Source organism: Variimorphobacter sp. HTMS_6, assembly GCF_059717775.1.
This window is the reverse complement of record NZ_AP046094.1, coordinates 1,430,517-1,448,924: the sequence shown is the minus strand read 5'-3', so window position 1 is coordinate 1,448,924 and position 18,408 is coordinate 1,430,517. Positions and strand designations below refer to the sequence as shown.

Here is an 18,408-nt window from a genome sequence, read left to right as displayed (position 1 = left end):
ATCCCATACGTTACATAAAGTATACAAGATGTGGTACGTAAATATTTGTTAACATAATTGTTACACAAATATTAAATATGTTACGTTAGTATTATAGCAAACCCCTTAAATATTGTCAACTATATGTCATAAATATTTCAGTATTTGGTAATTTTACACTAAATTAACATAAAAAAGCTGCCACAGTACGATTTCACTCGTTTACCGGGCAGCATATTGTAACAATTTGTTAAATAATTATGCATACAAATTTCTTCCAATAATAAGCTTTATCTATTGACAACAATATAAACTATAGTATAATTATCATATATCACATATATGTATTATATATTATATATTATGAAGCTAAAGTAAAATATTAATTTAATGAGGTGTTATAATGAAAAGCTTTGTCGACAGGCCAAAATACACTTGCGCTCTAGGTGGTGCCATTGCAACGCTAAATGCTTTGCTAAAAGTAGTTCCAATCCTGCATTCCGGACCTGGATGTGGTTTAAATCTTTCTTTTGCTATCAATGGAGGCGCCGGATATTTCGGAAGTGGTTATTGCGGCGGCCTAGCTCTACCCAGTACAAATTTATGTGAAAAAGATGTCATTTTCGGTGGTGAAGATAAATTACGAACCGAGATCGAAAATACCCTTTCTATTGTAGAAGCAGATCTTTACTTCGTTGTTTCCGGTTGTACAGTTGAAATGATCGGCGATAGTATTCATTCTGTTGTTAATGAATTTGTTGACGAAGATGTTCCTATTATTGCTTCAGAGACTGCCGGATTTAAGGGCAGTTCCTATGTTGGTTATGATATTGTTATGGAGACTCTATTTCAGGAATATGTCACTGTCCCCCATCAAAAAGAAAGCAAAACGGTTAATATATTAGGGGTGGTCCCTATACAGGATGCTTTTTATAAAGGGAACTTAAGAAATATCAAAAGTCTACTTGAAAAACTCGGTTTAAAAGTAAATACTTTCTTTGGTGATGACGAAACATTAGAAAACCTAAAAAATTGTGGGTCGGCATCCCTCAATATTGTATTCTCAGATGTATATGGTATCAGTGCAGCGGAAATATTCAAGAAAAAATTCAATACTCCTTATCTCACGCTCCCTCTACCAATCGGTGCAAGTGCATCTGATCAATTAGTCGACGAAGTTACATCTGCACTTAATTTAGACAAAATCTTAGCAGAACAAATAAAACATAATGAGAAACTAAAATATTTCGGATATCTGGTTCGTCTAGCTGATCTATACAATGATTTTGATATGCAGCGTTATTCAATTGTAGTTGGAGATTCAAACTTTGCCCTTCCCTTAACAAGATTTCTTGCGGATGACCTAGGCTGGCTCGCAGAATTAACAATATTAGTTGATCAAGTCGAAGATCAAAAAATAAGGAATATTGTACTTTCCCGCTCTTCATTAATAAAAAACAAGAAGAATCTCGAAATAATATTTGAGCAAAATCTTTCTGAAAACATCAAGCATATCCGGAAACATTGGCATAAAGATAATAATCCTATTTATTATAATAAAATGACTCCCGCAGCAATTCTGGGCAGTACCTTTGAACTTGATCTAGCTACCGATCTAAACATTCCACTTATCCCTGTTACCTATCCAATTACTAATAAGGTTATTTTAAGCAGAGGTTATACTGGCTATGAAGGTGGTCTGACTTTGGCCGAAGATATATTTTCAGCACTTGTAAGTGCAAGATAAGGAGGTATAATATGAATTTGAATTACAATTATCTAAGTACAAGTGAGCCTCCGAAACGCGAAGACCGTCTTAGTGCCGGTTGTGCTTACGGCGGTAGCTGTTCCGACCTTAAGAACAACTGCAATTGTACAAAATATGCTGACCGAGATTTTACCCAAACACAGGGTTGCCAGTTATATTTAAGTTCTTCCATAATAAATACAATGCTAGATATCGCTATAATAATTCACGGCCCTATCGGTTGTGGCGGGGCTAATATATTCAGTGCAGGAACAACCAGAACTGTACAACGCTTAAGAGATCCTAACGCATCAGGTCTTTTGTGGTTAAGTACAAACCTAGATTCCAATGATGTCGTTAGCGGTGGTGAAAAGAAATTGCGAGAGACTATTGCGTATGCAGATAAGGAGTTTCAGCCACAGGCTATTATGGTTGTGAGTACCTGCGTTCCCTCGTTAATTGGCGATGATATAGAAGCTATTCTCTCATCCCTTCAACCTCAAACATCAGCAAAATTAGTACCAATTCATTGTGCAGGATTTCGAACTTCCATTAATGCCACTGCCTATGATGCAGTGTATCATGGAATCTTAAGAACAATGATGCAAAAGAAATTTGAAGATTACGACGAGCCTACATTAATAAATGAAATAGAACAGTTTAAACAAAAACTTCAAAAGAGCCGTACGGTCAATGTCTTCAATATGTCTTCGATAAGTAGAGATGATGAGCTTGAATTAACTCGCTTATTGACAGCACTTGACCTAAACGTTCGCATTTATCCATGTTACTCCCGTCCAAGTGACTTTGAAACCATTAACGAAGCTGCTCTAAATGTGAGTGTTTGTCCAACTCATGATGATTACTTCAGCGGTCATTTAAAAGAATTATATGGTACACCATATCTATATCGTACATTGCCTGTCGGTATTACAAATACCCAAAAATGGATATTAGATATTGCGGAATTTTTTGGGATAAAAGAACGAGCGGAATTACTAATAACACAGGAAGAAAAGAACTTAAAAGAAGCATTAACACCATTTAAAAACGAATTACAAGGTAAGAGTGCTTACCTAACCGGAGGATCCATTCGAACTTTAGCTACCGCACAATTTTTAAAAGAAGAGCTCGGTATGAAAATAATTGGGATCAAAGGTTATCATTACGATTTTTTTGCTGATGAACTCCTTGAAGAGTTGGAAAATGATACTGAGCTAAATTACAGCGTAGCAACTGCACAGGAATTTGAGCAAGCCAATCTTTTAAGAAAATTAAAACCAGATATTTATATCGGCCATGTAGAATTAAATGGTTGGGCAGCACGACATGGTATCCCTACTTTCCCGATATTTTTGGTCTCATCGGCATTTTTAGGATATAGGGGTGCTTATGAATTAGCCAGAAAGCTTGTTAGAGTAACCAGCAATAATGCTTTTAATAAGAATTTATCCGAGTATACAAAGCTTCCATACAAAGATCAATGGTTTGATGAAAATCCATTCAAATACATCAAAACCAGAGAGAAGAAAGCAAAACGCACATAGTAAACAATGAAAAATATAGGAGAGAACGATATGCCAAAGGCTGTGAATAGTTTAATAGAATTAATCGGTAATACACCGCTACTTCGCCCTCAAAATTATATTGAGCACTTTCAAATCCCAGCTGATTTACAATTAAAGCTGGAATACTTTAATCCACTATCCAGTGTTAAAGATCGTGTAGGTTATGCAATGATTCGAGATGCAGAAGAATCCGGAATCTTAACAGAAGATTCCATCATAATTGAACCTACAAGCGGTAATACCGGTATAGGGCTTGCATTCGTTGCGGCCGCAAAAGGCTATAAGTTAATTCTTACAATGCCAGAAACGATGAGTCTTGAACGAAGAAATCTTCTTAGTGCATTAGGAGCAGAGCTAGTGCTAACTTCTGGTTCGTTAGGAATGAAAGGTGCCATTGATAAAGCCAATGAATTAAATGCTCAAATACCTAATTCATTTATTCCACATCAATTTAAAAACAAATCAAACCCAAACGTACACAAAATAACAACCGCACAAGAAATTTGGAATGACACAGAAGGAAAAGTTGATATTTTCATAGCCGGAGTTGGTACGGGTGGAACAATCTCCGGTGTAGGTGCAGCCCTAAAAGAAAAAAATCCTTTCATTCAAATCATAGCTGTCGAACCTTTAAGCTCAGCAGTTTTATCAGGTAATTTACCGGGTGCTCATAAAATACAAGGGATAGGACCAGGATTTATACCCGATAACTTTAATCCTGATATAGTTGATGAAATCTATAAGGTGAGAAACGAAGATGCAATCCTTACAAGTCAGGAACTCGCTAGACGCGAGGGACTTCTTGTAGGCTTTTCTTCCGGTGCTGCCGCTTATGCAGCGACACGCATTGCCTTTCGTCCAGAAAACAAAGATAAAATTATTGTTACACTAATGCCAGATACCGGAGAACGTTATCTGTCGACTGAGCTCTTTCAATACCAGAGAAAATATAAATAGTCATATGCAATCTGTATCGTGTGCTTCATAATAAATGTATTTTATATCATAGATATCATTTAAGGCTGTTTCAAATCAAATAATAACATATAAGAACGTTATATTTGTTATGAAACAGCCCTTAATTTATGTATAAATCAATTATACCTTCTACTCAATCGTTTATTGTATTCATTTATATAACCATATCTACTTAACTAAACTTCTCCAACACCTTATTATATATATCTTCTGCAAGTCTTAATCCTCCATTATACCCAAAATAGGTAGTGCTTAAAATGGTACGATAAAAAGCAGGTGGCGCTACTGATATAAATTCCAAGTTCAACTCCTCTGAAAGTGTTTTCTCCCAAGCCGACCCGAATATAAGCCCTGCGCGCACGGAATGATTTGATCTTTCCTCCTCTGAAAAAGTATATAAGTCAAACTCATGTTTTTGATTGCGATGTTTCGTAATCTCTCTCTGTGCATTCCCGCCATCAGCACAAAATTTAATATCAATTGTTCTTTTTCCAGCTATTTTTTTAGCCAACTCCTTGATTTCTCTCTCATAAGGTTCCGGAGGTAAATCAATTATAAACTGTTTAGCAGGCTCTAAGCCAAGTTCATTAATCAAAAATTGATTTATTCCGATAACCAAACTAGAATCAGCGATTGTGTAATAAATTTCAGGCAACATAAATCGCATTTGTTGTAAAAATGCAACGATATTATCTAGTGCGTCAAAGTACCTTTCTTCTTCAGATCGAATAACAGCTTCCACTTTCTCCTTTTGAAGATTTGTATACTCTCCTAATTCAATAATGAACTTACTTGTAGCTATAGCCCCCACGGGTAAATAAGGGAAATGGAAATATGGTGTATCATATTTTTTTTGTAAATGCTTCGCTATTTTTACACCATTCCAAGAGTTTATTACAATATTATATTCAGCATTGGGTATTGTCTTCCATTCATCAATGCCATCGGATTCTATTCCAAACAATATGTTCACTTCAAACCCTAGCTTTGTAAGTAGATTCTTTATCTCACTGCAATCACCTTTCCAAAATACATTTTGAGTCGGCACAGAACAAAACACATTAATTAACCCCTTTTTTACTGTTTTGCATTTGATAAATTTATCTACATATTGATCTATGATTGCAATTACAACATCTTCATGACTAGAAAAGTTGCTTCCTTTAAATCCACCAGATTCCAAATATACAATAGGTTTATCTTCTTCCTGATAATTCAACACGATACTTTCCACATCATCACCAACAATATCAGAAGTACAACCAGTTAAAACCACATACAAATCTGCATCCATCACCTGAAAGGAACCATCTATTACTTTTTTCAACTTATCCAGTCCGCCAAAGACTATATCACTTTCATTCGCATTGGTACACGGAACTGCTCCAGAGTAGATTGCTGATGCATGCCCCAAAAGACCTTCTACATGATCTCCACAACCGGGACCAGAATGAAGGATTGGTACCGTTCGCTTAATTGCTAATACCGTTTGTTGTGCTCCCATAGCACAACTATATCTTGACTGTTCAACTCCTTTATACACTGCAATTCTCCCTTTCCTGTAATCCTTTTACTTTTCCCTTCTTCAAAAAGGAATAAGGATTTTGTTCTAGCCACCATTGGGTATATGGTAATTTTGTATGATTTGCATAAAATCTTACAAATTCATCATATTCTATTATTTCGTATAGTTTTAGTGCAAAATGTAAAATCCCCTCATATCCAAAGATAAACTGCTCATCCATTGGAGGTAACGATGGAATTCCAAGTTTTGCCGCAGTAATCCCCACACCTCCATGTCTAGAAACAACAACATCTGGATTTGCTTTTAACAAAGCATTTAATATTTCATAATCCTGGTTCCCACATACATTATAATTTTTAATATCACCAGAATGGTTTACTATCTGCTCTAATGCATCCGAATCCGATGGGTTATCAGAATAATCAAATTTAGGATCATGGTGAAAAATCGCTACTCCATCCACGGCAAAGCCCAAATCTCGAAGCATAGAGATAAGTGCATGGCCATGCGCTGCTCCAGCGGTGACATATGCTTTTTTTCCACTAAAATACGTTTTATATTTTTCGATTTGAGGTATGATTTTATTTCTCTCCTCTTGAATCCAATCCTCCACTTCTTTTTCTTGTCGAAGGACTCTTCCAATTTCTCTCGCCCAAATATCTGTACCGATTAATCCATAACCAGCCGGAGCGGTAATTGCCTTCACACCATATTCTTGCTCTAAAGCTTGAGCAAGGTAAGTTCCAAGTGTATTACAAATTTGTATTGTCGCCGTAGCTTCTGAAATATATTCCAAATCTTCAACACTAGTAAATGGTACCAGGTATTGCACTTTATATCCAAGCTTATTAAATAATGAATCAAAGGAATGACTACCCCAAAAATTAATCACATTAATTACTTTTTTTCTCTCTCTTGGAGGCTTCACAATCCCTCTCATAATGGCATGGTATGCTGCATCGAACCCTGTGGTCCAAATCTTAGTACGAAATCCTTCACAACTACAATATACCACCGGAATATTTAATTCCTCCGAAGCCTGATCCGCAATTGCATCAATATCTTCTCCTATAATACCGGAGGCACAGGAGGAAGTTATAAAGATAGCCTTCGGATGTACTCTATCATAGGCTTCCTGTATCGTTGATATCAGCTTTCCAGATGCTCCGAATACAACATCGCTTTCATCAATATTGGTATTAAAATATCTTCCCTGCACTGATTTTAAGGCCCCTCGGTTTAGCTGACCGAATTTATATATAAAATTCATACCAAAAAAATTACCAGAACATCCAATTGGTGCATGATTAATAACTGCTACATCTTTTATCATTGCCAGCTGACAAAATGCATGACTTGCATTACACCCCATACACTGCGTAAAATCTCTTGTATCGTCCTGTAATCTACCTGATCTGCAGGCTACAACCAAATCATTTGCACTTCCGATAAACCCTGTTATAGAACCAAGGCGGTTTTCTCTGGTTTCAACCTGATTGATTGCTAAATTAATTCGTGGCATTGGTTTTCCTCCTATTTAGGTTTTAGAATATAGAAAACATCTTACATAATGTGGTTCAGAATTTTCTATTGCCATATTAATTTGTTCCGGCAACATACTGTTGCATATATCTTTTGCATAGGAACATTTATTTAGAAAGGGGCATTCATTCGCCTTCCATTGTAATGACTCCTCTAATTCATCCTTCTTTAAATTATCGCCAACTAGTTTCTCTTGTTCCTGTTCAATATCCGGAATTGCAGAAAACAATAATCTCGTATATGGATGGAGGGGACGCTTATAAATATCTTCCGCACTACCCATTTCTACAATATTTCCTCGATACATCACCGCAATACGATCACAAAGGTAATAAACTACATTCAAATTATGAGATATAAAAACCAAAGATAACTCATATTTATTATGAATATCTTGAAATAAATTTAATATTTGAGCACCGACCGATACATCAAGCGCTGATACTGCTTCATCAGCTATAATCAGCTGAGGATTTAGCATCAATGCACACCCAATACATACACGCTGTCTCTGTCCTCCGCTTAGTTCATGGGGATATCGATTAATATAACTGGCATCTAAACCTATCAGCTCCAAAATATTATTAACCCTTTGAAGCCTCTCCCTTTTGGTTCCGATATGATGAATTTTTAGTGGTTCTTCAAGCATAAATCCAATCGTTTTTCTAGGATTTAATGCACTTAAGGGATCTTGAAATACCGCTTGCATATTTTTTGCAAAATCCTTTTTATTCTTATCATTTCTCACTTTTCCATCAATGCTGATTTTCCCTTGATAATCTAGAAGTCCTAAAATCGCTTTGCCTAAGGTAGATTTACCACAGCCGCTTTCTCCTACCAACCCAAAGAACTCATTTTTACGAATATTTAGATTAATATGATTTAATACTTTCATTTTCTTTCTTTTACCATGAATTCCTATTGTTGAGCTGTTATATTCATTACACACATCTATTAATTCTATGACATTATCATATTCTGACATATTCCATCTCACTTTCCGGATTTACCAAATGACAATTCACACTATGATTTAGGCTTAAGGATAATTTTCTTGGTATTTCCTGAAAGCATACATCTCTAGCATTTTTACACCGTGTGGCAAAGTTGCATCCCAAATTTCTCTCTGCTAAGGAAGGAACTTTACCATCGATACAGTCTAGAGGTTTCCCCTTCTTTGCTGCAGATGGAATCGAATTGATTAATCCTTTGGTATATTCGTGAACCGGATGAAGAAAAATATTGCTTACACTACCTTCTTCCGCTATTTTTCCTGCATACATTACAACCACTCTATCACATAATTGTTTGATAACACCCAGATCATGTGAGATAAAAAGTATTGTAGTTCCATATTCAACATTAATCTCTTTTAGTAAGTTCAAAATCTGTGCTTGAATTGTTACGTCCAATGCTGTAGTAGGTTCATCTGCTATCAGGAGCTTTGGCTTACAAATAATTGCCATCGCGATCATAACACGTTGTCTCATACCACCGGATAATTGGTAAGGATAAGAATCCATACTTTCTTTCGGATTGCGTAATCCAACCCTTGTAAGTATTTGTAATACCTCATCATTAATATCTTTTTTTGCTATGCTTTTATGTAATCGAAGCGCTTCTGCAACTTGTTTTCCAATTTTCATAAGTGGATTTAAAGAAGTCATTGGTTCTTGAAAAATCATAGATATTTGATTTCCTTTTAATCTTCTCCACTCATCTTGAGGCTGGCTCAATAAATCTTTTCCATCAAAAACTATTCTTCCCTCAGTTATTTCCACCTTCTCTGGTAAAAGTCCCATAATAGATAAAGAAGTCAGGCTCTTACCACAACCCGACTCACCAACAACACCTAGTATTTCACCCTTTCTGACATCAAAATCGATATGATCAACAGCCAATAAAGTCTTTGGAGTCTTTTCTTTTATACCATCTGCATGAACACCTATTGATAAATTCTGTATTCTTAATACATGCTCCTCCATAATCCACCTCCGATCAACAATATTTTTTGCTTATGCCTTCACCGATACAGTGAAAACCGATAACCGTTAACATAATCACAAACCCTGGAATAATTGCTCCCCAAGGTGCATGAAGCAAGCTTGTTTGTGCATCGTAGAGCATCTTCCCCCAACTGGGTGTGGGCGGTTGTATTCCGAGTCCAAGATAGCTCATTCCTGATTCAGCTAGAATAGCATTAGACATTCCCACGACCACCGATGATAATATTATTGGAAACAGATTAGGAAGGATATGCACAAAAATAATACGAACATCAGAACCTCCAAACACTCTTATCTGATTTACAAAATCACTTTGCTTATACTGAAGAGTACCCATCCTGACAATTCGGATAAAGGAAGGAACAAACATTATACTTAACGCAAGAATAATCGAAATATTCTCACCCTTGATAATCGTCACAAGAATTAAACCAAGTAAAATACCAGGAAAGGATGCAATCGCATCCGTTACTCTCATTATAACTTCATCAAAGATTCCTCCCTTATAACCACAAATGAGGCCAATGATAGTCCCACTTCCCATACTGATTAAAATAGTACAGCTTGCGATTATAAGTGTATATCTTCCTCCAACCATCAACCTACTTAATATATCTCTCCCCTTCTCATCCGCACCAAGTAGATATTTCGTAAATGGTTTTGCAAATTTATCCATCACATGCATTTCTGTTATATTGTAAGGGGTATAAAATATTCCAATAAAAACTAACACAATGATAAAAGTAACAATGAAAAATCCAAATTTAAGTTCTAGATCTTTAATCTTCATACGAAATCTCCTTATATATGAATTCGAGGGTCAATTATTTGTACAATGATATCTACTATAGTATTTGTAATTACGACAATAGACGCAATATAAACAACCAGCACCTGAGTTAAAGGAAAATCCCTTGTATTAACCGCTGTGATAAGTAAGCTACCTATACCGGGTACACCAAATATTTGTTCTATAATAATGCTTCCCGAAAACACTCCGCTTATAATCATTCCAATCAGTGAAACAACTGTCACAATTGAATTTTTCAACACATGTTTATAAAGAACTGCATTCTCAGTATTTCCTTTACTATACGCCGTACGGACATAATCTGATTTCAATTCTGTTAACACTGACGTATGTAAGTACTTAACTAATACAGCTATACTTGATATTGAAATCGCTATCGCAGGAAAAATCATAAATTTTACAAATCCGGCTATATTCTCAGTCCAACTAACATAGCCGCCTATCGTAAATAACTTAAGTTTAAAACCAAATAGCCATATAATGATAACTGCCAGAAAAAAATTCGGAACAGAAATTCCTATCACAGTTACCGTATTAAATAGAAATTTTGATAAATAATTTGATTTTTTTGCTGTAAGAATACCCAAGGGAATTGCTATAATCAAGATAATGATAATCGAAAAAATAGCCAGCCAGATTGTTACCGGAATTCGTTCCGCAATAATTGATTTAACTGGTTTGCTGTAATTCAACGAATTTCCATAATCCCCCTGAACAAATTTTGTTACCCAATTAACATATTGAACCGGAAGACTTTTATTTAGACCTAACTCTTCTCGAAGATCATCAAGTCGTTCCTGAGAAGCTGATGTTCCCAGAATTACCAAAGCAGTATCACCTGGAATAACATTAAATGTTGTAAATGAAATTACCGATATCAAAAAAAGTGTAACCAGTAAAATACCGGTTTTTTTTAATATATATCTCATCATAGATCTCCATTTCACATAGCTCTGTGAGATTTTAATTTAATAGAAAAACTAAAAATAGTTTTATAGTTGATTAATTACTTAAACGGACAATTAAATTAACAAATGCAACTCACCGAAGTGAGCTACATTTGTTAATAATGTTTTAATTTATTACTTTGCCAAATGAATGGTCGAAAAGTCCTTAACATAGAGAGGATATGTTGTATAACCATCATATTTCTTACTTAAAGCGACTTCACTGCCAATGTCCTGTATAAATACGCTAGCTGCTTCATCCGATAATACTTTCTGAGCATCTTTATATAAACTAATTCTCTCTTGCTCATCTAAGGTTGTAGAAGCTTTTTTATAAACTCCATCGTATGCAGGGCTTGAAAAATTCACAAAATTGTCGCCAGCATTTGATACATATCTTGACAAAAAGCTTTCAGGGGCTGCAGTTGATCCGTCTAGAGATATGATAGTGGATTCGTATTTACGACCCAAGTATACATTTTGTAACCAATCTGCCCATTCTACTTTTTCGATTTTTGCTGTTATACCTGCCTTAGCCAATTCTTCTTTAATTACTTCAGCAGTATCAATGTGAACTTGATATACTGTAGGAACTTTAATCGTAAAAGTGAAACCTTTTTCATATCCGGCTTCCTTTAGTAACTCTTTTGCTTTATTCACATCTTTCGGATAAGCTTTTTCCAAATCACTATTATAATATTTTGTTAATCCCGGAATAAGTCCTCCTCCATTATTCACACCAAACTCATTTACCAATGACTTGATTTCATCTGCATCTATCAGATAATTAAGTGCTTGACGTACTTTCAAATCTTTAAAAGGTTTAAAGGTATTGTTTAAAGCAAGTAATTGTACAGCATTTGAATTAACTTGAATAAAGTTATATTTGCTTGCATCTAATGTGGACTTTGTTTCACTGGTTACATTACCACTATCCACAGTTCCTGCTTGAAGTTCCAACAGAGGCGCCGAAGTATCTGCAGAGAATTTAATCGTTACTGTATCCAGATACGGAAAACCGGTCTTCCAATAATCTTTAAATTTTTCAAGTACAACACTTTGCTGTGCTGTATATGATTTTAACTTGAAAGGTCCCGTTCCGATTGGTTTGGTACCATTATCTGCATAATCCTTTTTGACAATCGGTGCAGTTAGATTTGAAATAAAGTTTGTATTTGCTTCTTTTAACTTAATTTCAATAGTCTTGTCATCTAACGCCTTAAAGCTTTCAATTTTATCATAACCGGTTACTTTTGAATCAATTGCTTTTTTTATAGAATAAAGAACATCTTCTGCTGTAACAACACTTTCATCTTGGAATTTTACACCGTTTCGAAGAGTAAAGGTATAAGTTTTAACATTATCTGAGATGGTCCATTTTTCTGCTACAGCACCTTCAAATTCTCCTTCATTTGTTACTTTCACAAGTCCTTCGTATATATTAAAGAAAAGTGATCTTGCATCTGCTGTAACCGTAACATAAGGATCAAAGTTGGAAACTTCGCTTAATCCATAAGTTGCAAAATCTCCTCCGTATGTAATCTTGCTGTCATCAACCTCAGCTGTGGGTGTTGTACTTGCTGTTGAAGCTGCTTTCGTTGGTGTAACTTCCGTTGATTTACTCTTGTTACCGGAGCACCCTGTCAAACTTATCACTCCCAGTGTTAATACCAATAGTATTGCAGTAAATTTTAATAAACGATTTTGTTTCTTCATATTAGTTCCCTTCCTTTATTTAACATAAATTTTTTCAATTTTTATTTCAATTCATCAACTGAATCTACTCCCCAAATACTATGCTCTCTTTTTACACATACCCTTTACCTCCTTAAAAACTACTACAAAAAGGCCATACCAATCTTGGTACGGCCTCTAGTTATCTAGTCAGCTAATTCTTTTGTTTAAATTGTTAATATCGCCTATACATAGCATACTATTAAAGTATGTTAAGTATGTTTAATCTTATAAGTACTATACTATCTTCTAATTTTATTGTCAACTGTAAATTAAAAATAATTTTTATATATGATTCCCTAATCATTTAAAAAATACAATAAAAAATTTTAAATGTCACTATAACATTAAAATTATTCAAAGTAATCAAAACATCAAAGATTGACATTATAATATTGCTATGATATTATTCAATCACATTTTATTCATATATGTATTATTAGTATTGTAAAATATGCTTAAAATCAGAAAAAGTATAAGTACTTTCTGATTTTATTTTAACAAAGAATTGGTTTATTATTATTTAATTATATCTAATTAGCGAAAGAGAGGTATCACTTTTGGATCTATATGAAGTAAATAAGATAAATTATAATTTGTACTCTATCAAAGAGAAAATCTTTGGAGATGAATTTCCTGTTTATATATACCTGGTTATAGGTAGTGAAAAAGCGGCACTCATTGATACCGGCTTTGGATCAGGAAATCTAAGGAATATTGTTGAATCAATTACAAACCTACCGGTTATCGTGCTCCACACACATGGTCATGGCGATCATATCGGTGCAGATGCTTTATTTGACAAAGTCTACATGAATACAAGGGAATTTAATGAAGTAGACCATGGTTACATATATAACCTAACACTTGAACAAAGGCTTGGACTTCTAGGATCACAACTAATAAATGATAAAGAGCTTTATAATTACTTAATCGATCATATGGTGAAGGATATAAAATTAGATTACGATAATATAAATGATGGTGATATTATTAATCTTGGAAGCGTTCAACTTGAAGCAGTTTTCACGCCTGGTCATTCTAGAGGCTCATTCTCTTTCATTAATAAAAAGGATCAATATGCTTTTACAGGAGATGGTATTGCTGATATTCATTGGTTTGATAAAGATTCCTTCAGTGTCGAAAGTTTTCTATACACTTTAAATCATTTTGAATCTAGATCAAATGGCATTAAAAATATATATGCAGCACATATTCACAACCCATTTAATTTAAGACTTATCTATGATCTACAAAAAGCTTCGATTGAGATCCTAAACGGCTCTGATGATCAATTAGAAAATGCTGACTATATGTTTCTCAAACATGGTGAATTATATGCTCATAGATCAGGTAATGCTACTATATATTACAGCAAAAATAACATTAAAAATTCAAAGAATATATAAATATATCATAGCAGGTGTAAGTCATTTACATTAAGAGAATCGGTATGTATGCTTATATTTACACTAAAAAAGCTGCCACAGTACGATTTCACTCGTTTACCGGGCAGCATATTGTAACAATTTGTTAAATAATTATGCATACGAGACCGCCATTACTATCATTGATAATACGTTGCATAGTCTCTTGAAGTTTTATCTGACTTTCATCCGTCAGTTTACTAATTTTTGCATTAATACCATCATCCACCAGTTGGCGAACGGTCTTTCCGAATATATTAGTCTCCCAAATACCCTCCGGATTTTCCTTTGCATTCTCATTTATATAATTAATCAGATCTTTTGCCTGTTCCTCGCTACCAACAATCGGAGCAACTTCGGTTAAAATATCTGCCTTAATCATATGAACGGACGGAGCCACAGCTTTAATTTTAACTCCGTATTTATTACCATGCTTCATAATTTCCGGTTCTTCTATCGTAATCTCTTCTTTGACAGGAGTAACAATACCATATCCCTTTGCTTTCACCTGATCCGTTGCATAGGATACTTTCTCAAATTCCGATTTCTTGTTCGCAAGATCCTTCAATGTAGAAATCAACTGGTACTCACCGGTAATCGGCACGCCAATTAAATCACTTAATATCTTATAATAATACATATCATCAAACTCAACATCAACACGAACTGTTCCGTCCTGCATATCAACATTATCAACCTTAAACCGCTTTACATATTGGCTGTTGGTATCAAAATTATTCGTTCTGGCATCTTTCACCTGTGTCAGGTTTTCAAACATTTCTTTGATCGCTTGAAGCAAATCAATTTTAAGCCAATGATCTGCGGGTAGCATCTCTGCCCATTTCGGCATAAAGAAATCAACTTCAGAAATCGGGAATACGGACAAGATATTCTCCATGATTTTGGTGATATCTTCTCTCTTTAATTGCTCCGCATTGACCGGCATAACGGGAACCGAGTATTCCTCTGACAGATCCTGCGCCGCCTTAATTGTCTCAATCGAATATGGCTTAACGGTATTTAATAGTACGATAAAAGGTTTACCCAAATGCTTTAATTCGGTAATCGTTTTCTCCTCAGGAGCCTTATAGCTCTCTCTGGGAAGTTCCCCAAAGCTACCATCGGTTGTAACAACGATCCCAATCGTGGAATGATCGTTAATAACCTTTTTGGTTCCTAATTCAGCGGCCTGGGTAAACGGGATTTCTTGCTCATACCAAGGTGTTTTTACCATTCTTTCATGCTGGTCTTCAAAATGACCGGAAGCTCCTTCAACCATGTAGCCTACGCAATCAATCAAACGGATTTTTACCTTAGTGTCATTATCAAGTGTAATTTCGGCAGCTTCCTTTGGTATAAATTTCGGCTCCGTGGTCATAATCATTCTTCCTGCCGCCGACTGTGGCAATTCATCGATTGCTCTCTCTCTGCTATGGACATCTGTAATACTTGGTATCACTAAGAGATCCATAAATCTCTTAATAAAGGTAGACTTTCCTGTTCTGACCGGCCCTACCACACCTATGTATATTTCACCGCCTGTCCTAGCCTGAATATCATTATAAACATCAAACTGCCCTAACATATAGCAACCTCCTTATGGTTATAGTTAAAGATATGCAGGGTAGTTTCATTCTATGATGTTTGTGTTTTATATTTTTATTTATATTGGGACAGCATTTGTTCCATCCTGTTTGATGTCATTCGGTATATGGTTCAAACCAAACCTTATCCAGAACAAGACTTTGATTGCGATATGAGTAGGTTCCGACTACATTCCCAACAAATTCTCCGCTTAAACTATTATCCTCAGTTATACCAATACCGACACCAATTACTCCTGATGGTGAAACACTATAACTCATAAGGTTCCATTGTTGCTCTGGGTTTGCAGTAACCCATTTTAAATAATCATATTTCTTCTTTTGTTTTTGTAAGAAACGATTTATCTTTATTGCATCTGATTTTCGCACTTTCTGATTGTCTTTATGCATGACTCTGAGTTCTTTCATATTACTTAAATCAACCATATAAAGGCCGGACACAGCTACTCCCGTACCACTTCCATGATATTCGCTGACGCATAAATCCAATACTCCATCTTTCGTTACATCAACCAACTCCACTGTTATTCCCACTCTGATTAATCATTTGTTTATAGCTGCGAAAATTCCATAGAAAATATTTACCAAAGATGTAGTCATAGATTGTAGCCAAGCTACTACATAGTCCTATAGTTCAAAAAATTCCTGAAAAGCGATTGGTCCAGCAGCTAACACGGAGGTTATATCAGAGAACGGCATCTCCTTACCCTCTATTGTTGAGATACGTCCGCCTGCTTCCGTGATGATTAAGGATGCGGCTGCATAGTCCCAGGTGCAGACTCCTTTTTCGCAAAACAGAACAAAGCGTCCGGCAGCGACATAGCATAAATCAAGGGCAGCTGAGCCAGTTCGTCTGATATCCTGACAGCGATCAAAAAGCTTTCTTATCAGGGTGAAGGTCTCGTCTGCTTTCTCACGATAGTACGGAGCTGTTCCAAACCCTACAATTCCGTCACTCAATCCTTCATTCAATATATTAATTTTTCTACCGTTCAGAAATGCACCCTTACCTTTTTCCGCATAAAACATCTCATCAAGATATGGATTAAAGACAACACCAAGAACCATTTCTCCTTTATACTGTAAACCAACCGATATCGCACTATGGTGATAATCATAGATAAAGTTAGTGGTACCATCAATCGGATCAATAATAAAGCAATAGTCCGCCTTTACTTCCTCTTTATTATCTCCCTCTTCCCCAATAAAGCCTGCATCAGGGAATTCCTCTGAAAGCTTCTTTATTAAGAATGTCTGTACCTCAACATCATATTGCGTTACAAAGTTTGCTCTACCTTGCTTACTCTCAATGCCATCATTGATATTCTTGGCACTTAATATAATCTTTCCTGCTTCTCTAACGATTTTTTGAATTGTTTCTAACATAGATACCTCCCAAAAGTACTATTAATCTATCTTAAATTATTTACCAGTTCAATAATGTATCAGCGTCATACTTACAACAAAGGCAGCCATATTAAACATCAACATAGCTGCCTTTAAAATTATTTATCCCACTCAAGGGAGTTATGTTCACTTCTACGATCTCTCATTAACAGATCCGTTACCGCATCCTTGGTCGTTTTTCCTTCAAATAAAACCATATTGATTTGTTCCACAATGGGCATATCCACGTTGTATTTTCGAGCCAAAGCAAGTGCAGCTTTTGCAGAATTTACTCCTTCTACCACCTGATTCACTTCCTTCATGGCCTCTTCCATCGTTTTACCTTGTCCCATTAGGTTGCCGGCTTTCCAATTACGGCTATGAACACTGGTGCAGGTTACGAACAAATCACCGATACCGGATAAACCTGCAAAGGTTTCCAGCTTTCCACCCATCGTCATTCCCAAACGACTGATTTCAGCAATTCCTCTGGTCATCAAAGCTGCCTTTGTATTATCACCAAAACCTAAGCCGTCTACGATACCGGCAGCAAGAGCGATAACATTCTTTAATGAAGCGCCCAGCTCGATTCCGATAATGTCCGGACTGATGTATACACGAAAAACATCCGTCATAAAGGTATCCTGAATTAATTTCGCGGTATGCTGTGTATCCGCACCGACTACTATCGTAGTTGGGATACCACGGCTTACTTCCTCAGCATGGCTAGGCCCTGACAAAACCGCAATATCCGCTTGAGGAATTTCATCCTTTAATACCTCAGATAAGGTAAACAATGTTCCGTCTTCGATCCCTTTTGATACATTTACCAATATCTGGCCTTCCTTTATAAACGGTGCCGCGCTATGTGCAGTTGCTCTGATATAAGGAGAAGCTACCGCCATCACGATAATCTCTTTATCGGTGCAAGCCTCTTCCAGATTTAAAGTGATTTTTACCTGCTCCGGTAGTACGGCTCCCGGTAGATTTTTAATCGCTTTTCTATTTTCATTTAAAGCTTTCGCTTCATTTTCAATCTTTGTCCAGATTGTTACGTCATTACCCTTGTTCGCTAATAAAATTGCAAGTGCAGTTCCCCAAGTCCCGGCTCCTAATACGCTAACCTTACTCATAAGTTTCTCCTTTACTGTTGC

The 18,408-nt window shown here is 35.8% G+C and carries 15 protein-coding genes; 4 read left to right on the top strand and 11 right to left on the bottom strand.

Annotated elements, in window-relative coordinates; all coding sequences use genetic code 11:
- Window positions 1-382 precede the first annotated feature (382 nt).
- Genes AC6IWN_RS06490 through cysK form a run of 3 tightly spaced genes read left to right on the top strand, consistent with a single transcriptional unit; the run spans window position 383 to window position 4,251 of the window.
- A complete protein-coding gene (locus AC6IWN_RS06490; RefSeq protein WP_497991554.1) occupies window positions 383-1,726 on the top strand; it encodes a nitrogenase component 1 in 1,344 nt (447 codons plus the stop codon).
- Window positions 1,727-1,737: 11 nt separating this feature from the next.
- A complete protein-coding gene (locus AC6IWN_RS06485) occupies window positions 1,738-3,273 on the top strand; it encodes a nitrogenase component 1 (protein WP_497991553.1) in 1,536 nt (511 codons plus the stop codon).
- 30 nt (window positions 3,274-3,303) lie between these two features.
- Entirely contained in the window at window positions 3,304-4,251 is a 948-nt protein-coding gene (gene cysK, locus AC6IWN_RS06480) for a cysteine synthase A (protein WP_497991552.1), read from the top strand.
- 193 nt (window positions 4,252-4,444) lie between these two features.
- Here the strand turns inward: cysK and AC6IWN_RS06475 are convergent, their stop codons facing one another.
- The 7 genes from AC6IWN_RS06475 to AC6IWN_RS06445 form a co-directional block, all read right to left on the bottom strand.
- Entirely contained in the window at window positions 4,445-5,815 is a 1,371-nt protein-coding gene (locus tag AC6IWN_RS06475; RefSeq protein ID WP_497991551.1) for a nitrogenase component 1, read from the bottom strand.
- Window positions 5,808-7,319, bottom strand: coding sequence for a nitrogenase component 1 (locus AC6IWN_RS06470; RefSeq protein ID WP_497991550.1), 1,512 nt, complete (start codon window positions 7,317-7,319; stop codon window positions 5,808-5,810). The genes AC6IWN_RS06475 and AC6IWN_RS06470 overlap by 8 nt, the downstream gene beginning before the upstream one ends.
- A gap of 15 nt (window positions 7,320-7,334) precedes the next feature.
- On the bottom strand, window positions 7,335-8,324 hold the full coding sequence (locus AC6IWN_RS06465; RefSeq protein ID WP_497991549.1) for an ABC transporter ATP-binding protein: 990 nt from the start codon (window positions 8,322-8,324) through the stop codon (window positions 7,335-7,337).
- Window positions 8,311-9,324, bottom strand: a complete 1,014-nt coding sequence (locus tag AC6IWN_RS06460; protein WP_497991548.1) for an ABC transporter ATP-binding protein — start codon at window positions 9,322-9,324, stop codon at window positions 8,311-8,313. Before AC6IWN_RS06460 ends, AC6IWN_RS06465 begins: the two co-directional genes overlap by 14 nt.
- A gap of 13 nt (window positions 9,325-9,337) precedes the next feature.
- Window positions 9,338-10,135 carry an ABC transporter permease gene (locus AC6IWN_RS06455; protein WP_497991547.1) on the bottom strand — a complete coding sequence of 266 codons (798 nt, stop codon included), beginning with the start codon at window positions 10,133-10,135 and terminating at the stop codon, window positions 9,338-9,340.
- A gap of 11 nt (window positions 10,136-10,146) precedes the next feature.
- The gene (locus tag AC6IWN_RS06450; RefSeq protein WP_497991546.1) at window positions 10,147-11,085 is read right to left on the bottom strand and encodes an ABC transporter permease; all 939 of its coding nucleotides are present in this window, start codon (window positions 11,083-11,085) and stop codon (window positions 10,147-10,149) included.
- Window positions 11,086-11,238: 153 nt separating this feature from the next.
- Window positions 11,239-12,819, bottom strand: coding sequence for an ABC transporter substrate-binding protein (locus AC6IWN_RS06445; RefSeq protein ID WP_497991545.1), 1,581 nt, complete (start codon window positions 12,817-12,819; stop codon window positions 11,239-11,241).
- 578 nt (window positions 12,820-13,397) lie between these two features.
- Between AC6IWN_RS06445 and AC6IWN_RS06440 the strand changes: the two genes are divergently transcribed.
- Window positions 13,398-14,246, top strand: a complete 849-nt coding sequence (locus AC6IWN_RS06440) for an MBL fold metallo-hydrolase (protein ID WP_497991544.1) — start codon at window positions 13,398-13,400, stop codon at window positions 14,244-14,246.
- A gap of 124 nt (window positions 14,247-14,370) precedes the next feature.
- Here AC6IWN_RS06440 and spoIVA read toward each other — a convergent pair whose 3' ends face one another.
- From spoIVA to AC6IWN_RS06420, 4 genes are all read right to left on the bottom strand, one after another.
- Entirely contained in the window at window positions 14,371-15,849 is a 1,479-nt protein-coding gene (gene spoIVA / locus AC6IWN_RS06435; RefSeq protein WP_497991543.1) for a stage IV sporulation protein A, read from the bottom strand.
- Between the two features lie 115 nt (window positions 15,850-15,964).
- A complete protein-coding gene (locus AC6IWN_RS06430; RefSeq protein ID WP_497991542.1) occupies window positions 15,965-16,390 on the bottom strand; it encodes a hypothetical protein in 426 nt (141 codons plus the stop codon).
- Window positions 16,391-16,495: 105 nt separating this feature from the next.
- The gene (locus AC6IWN_RS06425) at window positions 16,496-17,254 is read right to left on the bottom strand and encodes an inositol monophosphatase family protein (protein ID WP_497991541.1); all 759 of its coding nucleotides are present in this window, start codon (window positions 17,252-17,254) and stop codon (window positions 16,496-16,498) included.
- Between the two features lie 119 nt (window positions 17,255-17,373).
- A complete protein-coding gene (locus AC6IWN_RS06420) occupies window positions 17,374-18,387 on the bottom strand; it encodes an NAD(P)H-dependent glycerol-3-phosphate dehydrogenase (protein ID WP_497991540.1) in 1,014 nt (337 codons plus the stop codon).
- Between the last annotated feature and the right edge of the window lie 21 nt (window positions 18,388-18,408).

Coding starts and splice junctions, on each gene's coding strand:
- AC6IWN_RS06465 (WP_497991549.1), bottom strand. CDS start 8,324: ATGTCAGAATATGATAATGTCATAGAATTAATAGATGTGTGTAATGAA.
- AC6IWN_RS06455 (WP_497991547.1), bottom strand. CDS start 10,135: ATGAAGATTAAAGATCTAGAACTTAAATTTGGATTTTTCATTGTTACT.
- cysK (WP_497991552.1), top strand. CDS start 3,304: ATGCCAAAGGCTGTGAATAGTTTAATAGAATTAATCGGTAATACACCG.
- AC6IWN_RS06470 (WP_497991550.1), bottom strand. CDS start 7,319: ATGCCACGAATTAATTTAGCAATCAATCAGGTTGAAACCAGAGAAAAC.
- AC6IWN_RS06490 (WP_497991554.1), top strand. CDS start 383: ATGAAAAGCTTTGTCGACAGGCCAAAATACACTTGCGCTCTAGGTGGT.
- AC6IWN_RS06425 (WP_497991541.1), bottom strand. CDS start 17,254: ATGTTAGAAACAATTCAAAAAATCGTTAGAGAAGCAGGAAAGATTATA.
- AC6IWN_RS06445 (WP_497991545.1), bottom strand. CDS start 12,819: ATGAAGAAACAAAATCGTTTATTAAAATTTACTGCAATACTATTGGTA.
- AC6IWN_RS06460 (WP_497991548.1), bottom strand. CDS start 9,324: ATGGAGGAGCATGTATTAAGAATACAGAATTTATCAATAGGTGTTCAT.
- AC6IWN_RS06485 (WP_497991553.1), top strand. CDS start 1,738: ATGAATTTGAATTACAATTATCTAAGTACAAGTGAGCCTCCGAAACGC.
- AC6IWN_RS06420 (WP_497991540.1), bottom strand. CDS start 18,387: ATGAGTAAGGTTAGCGTATTAGGAGCCGGGACTTGGGGAACTGCACTT.
- spoIVA (WP_497991543.1), bottom strand. CDS start 15,849: ATGTTAGGGCAGTTTGATGTTTATAATGATATTCAGGCTAGGACAGGC.
- AC6IWN_RS06450 (WP_497991546.1), bottom strand. CDS start 11,085: ATGAGATATATATTAAAAAAAACCGGTATTTTACTGGTTACACTTTTT.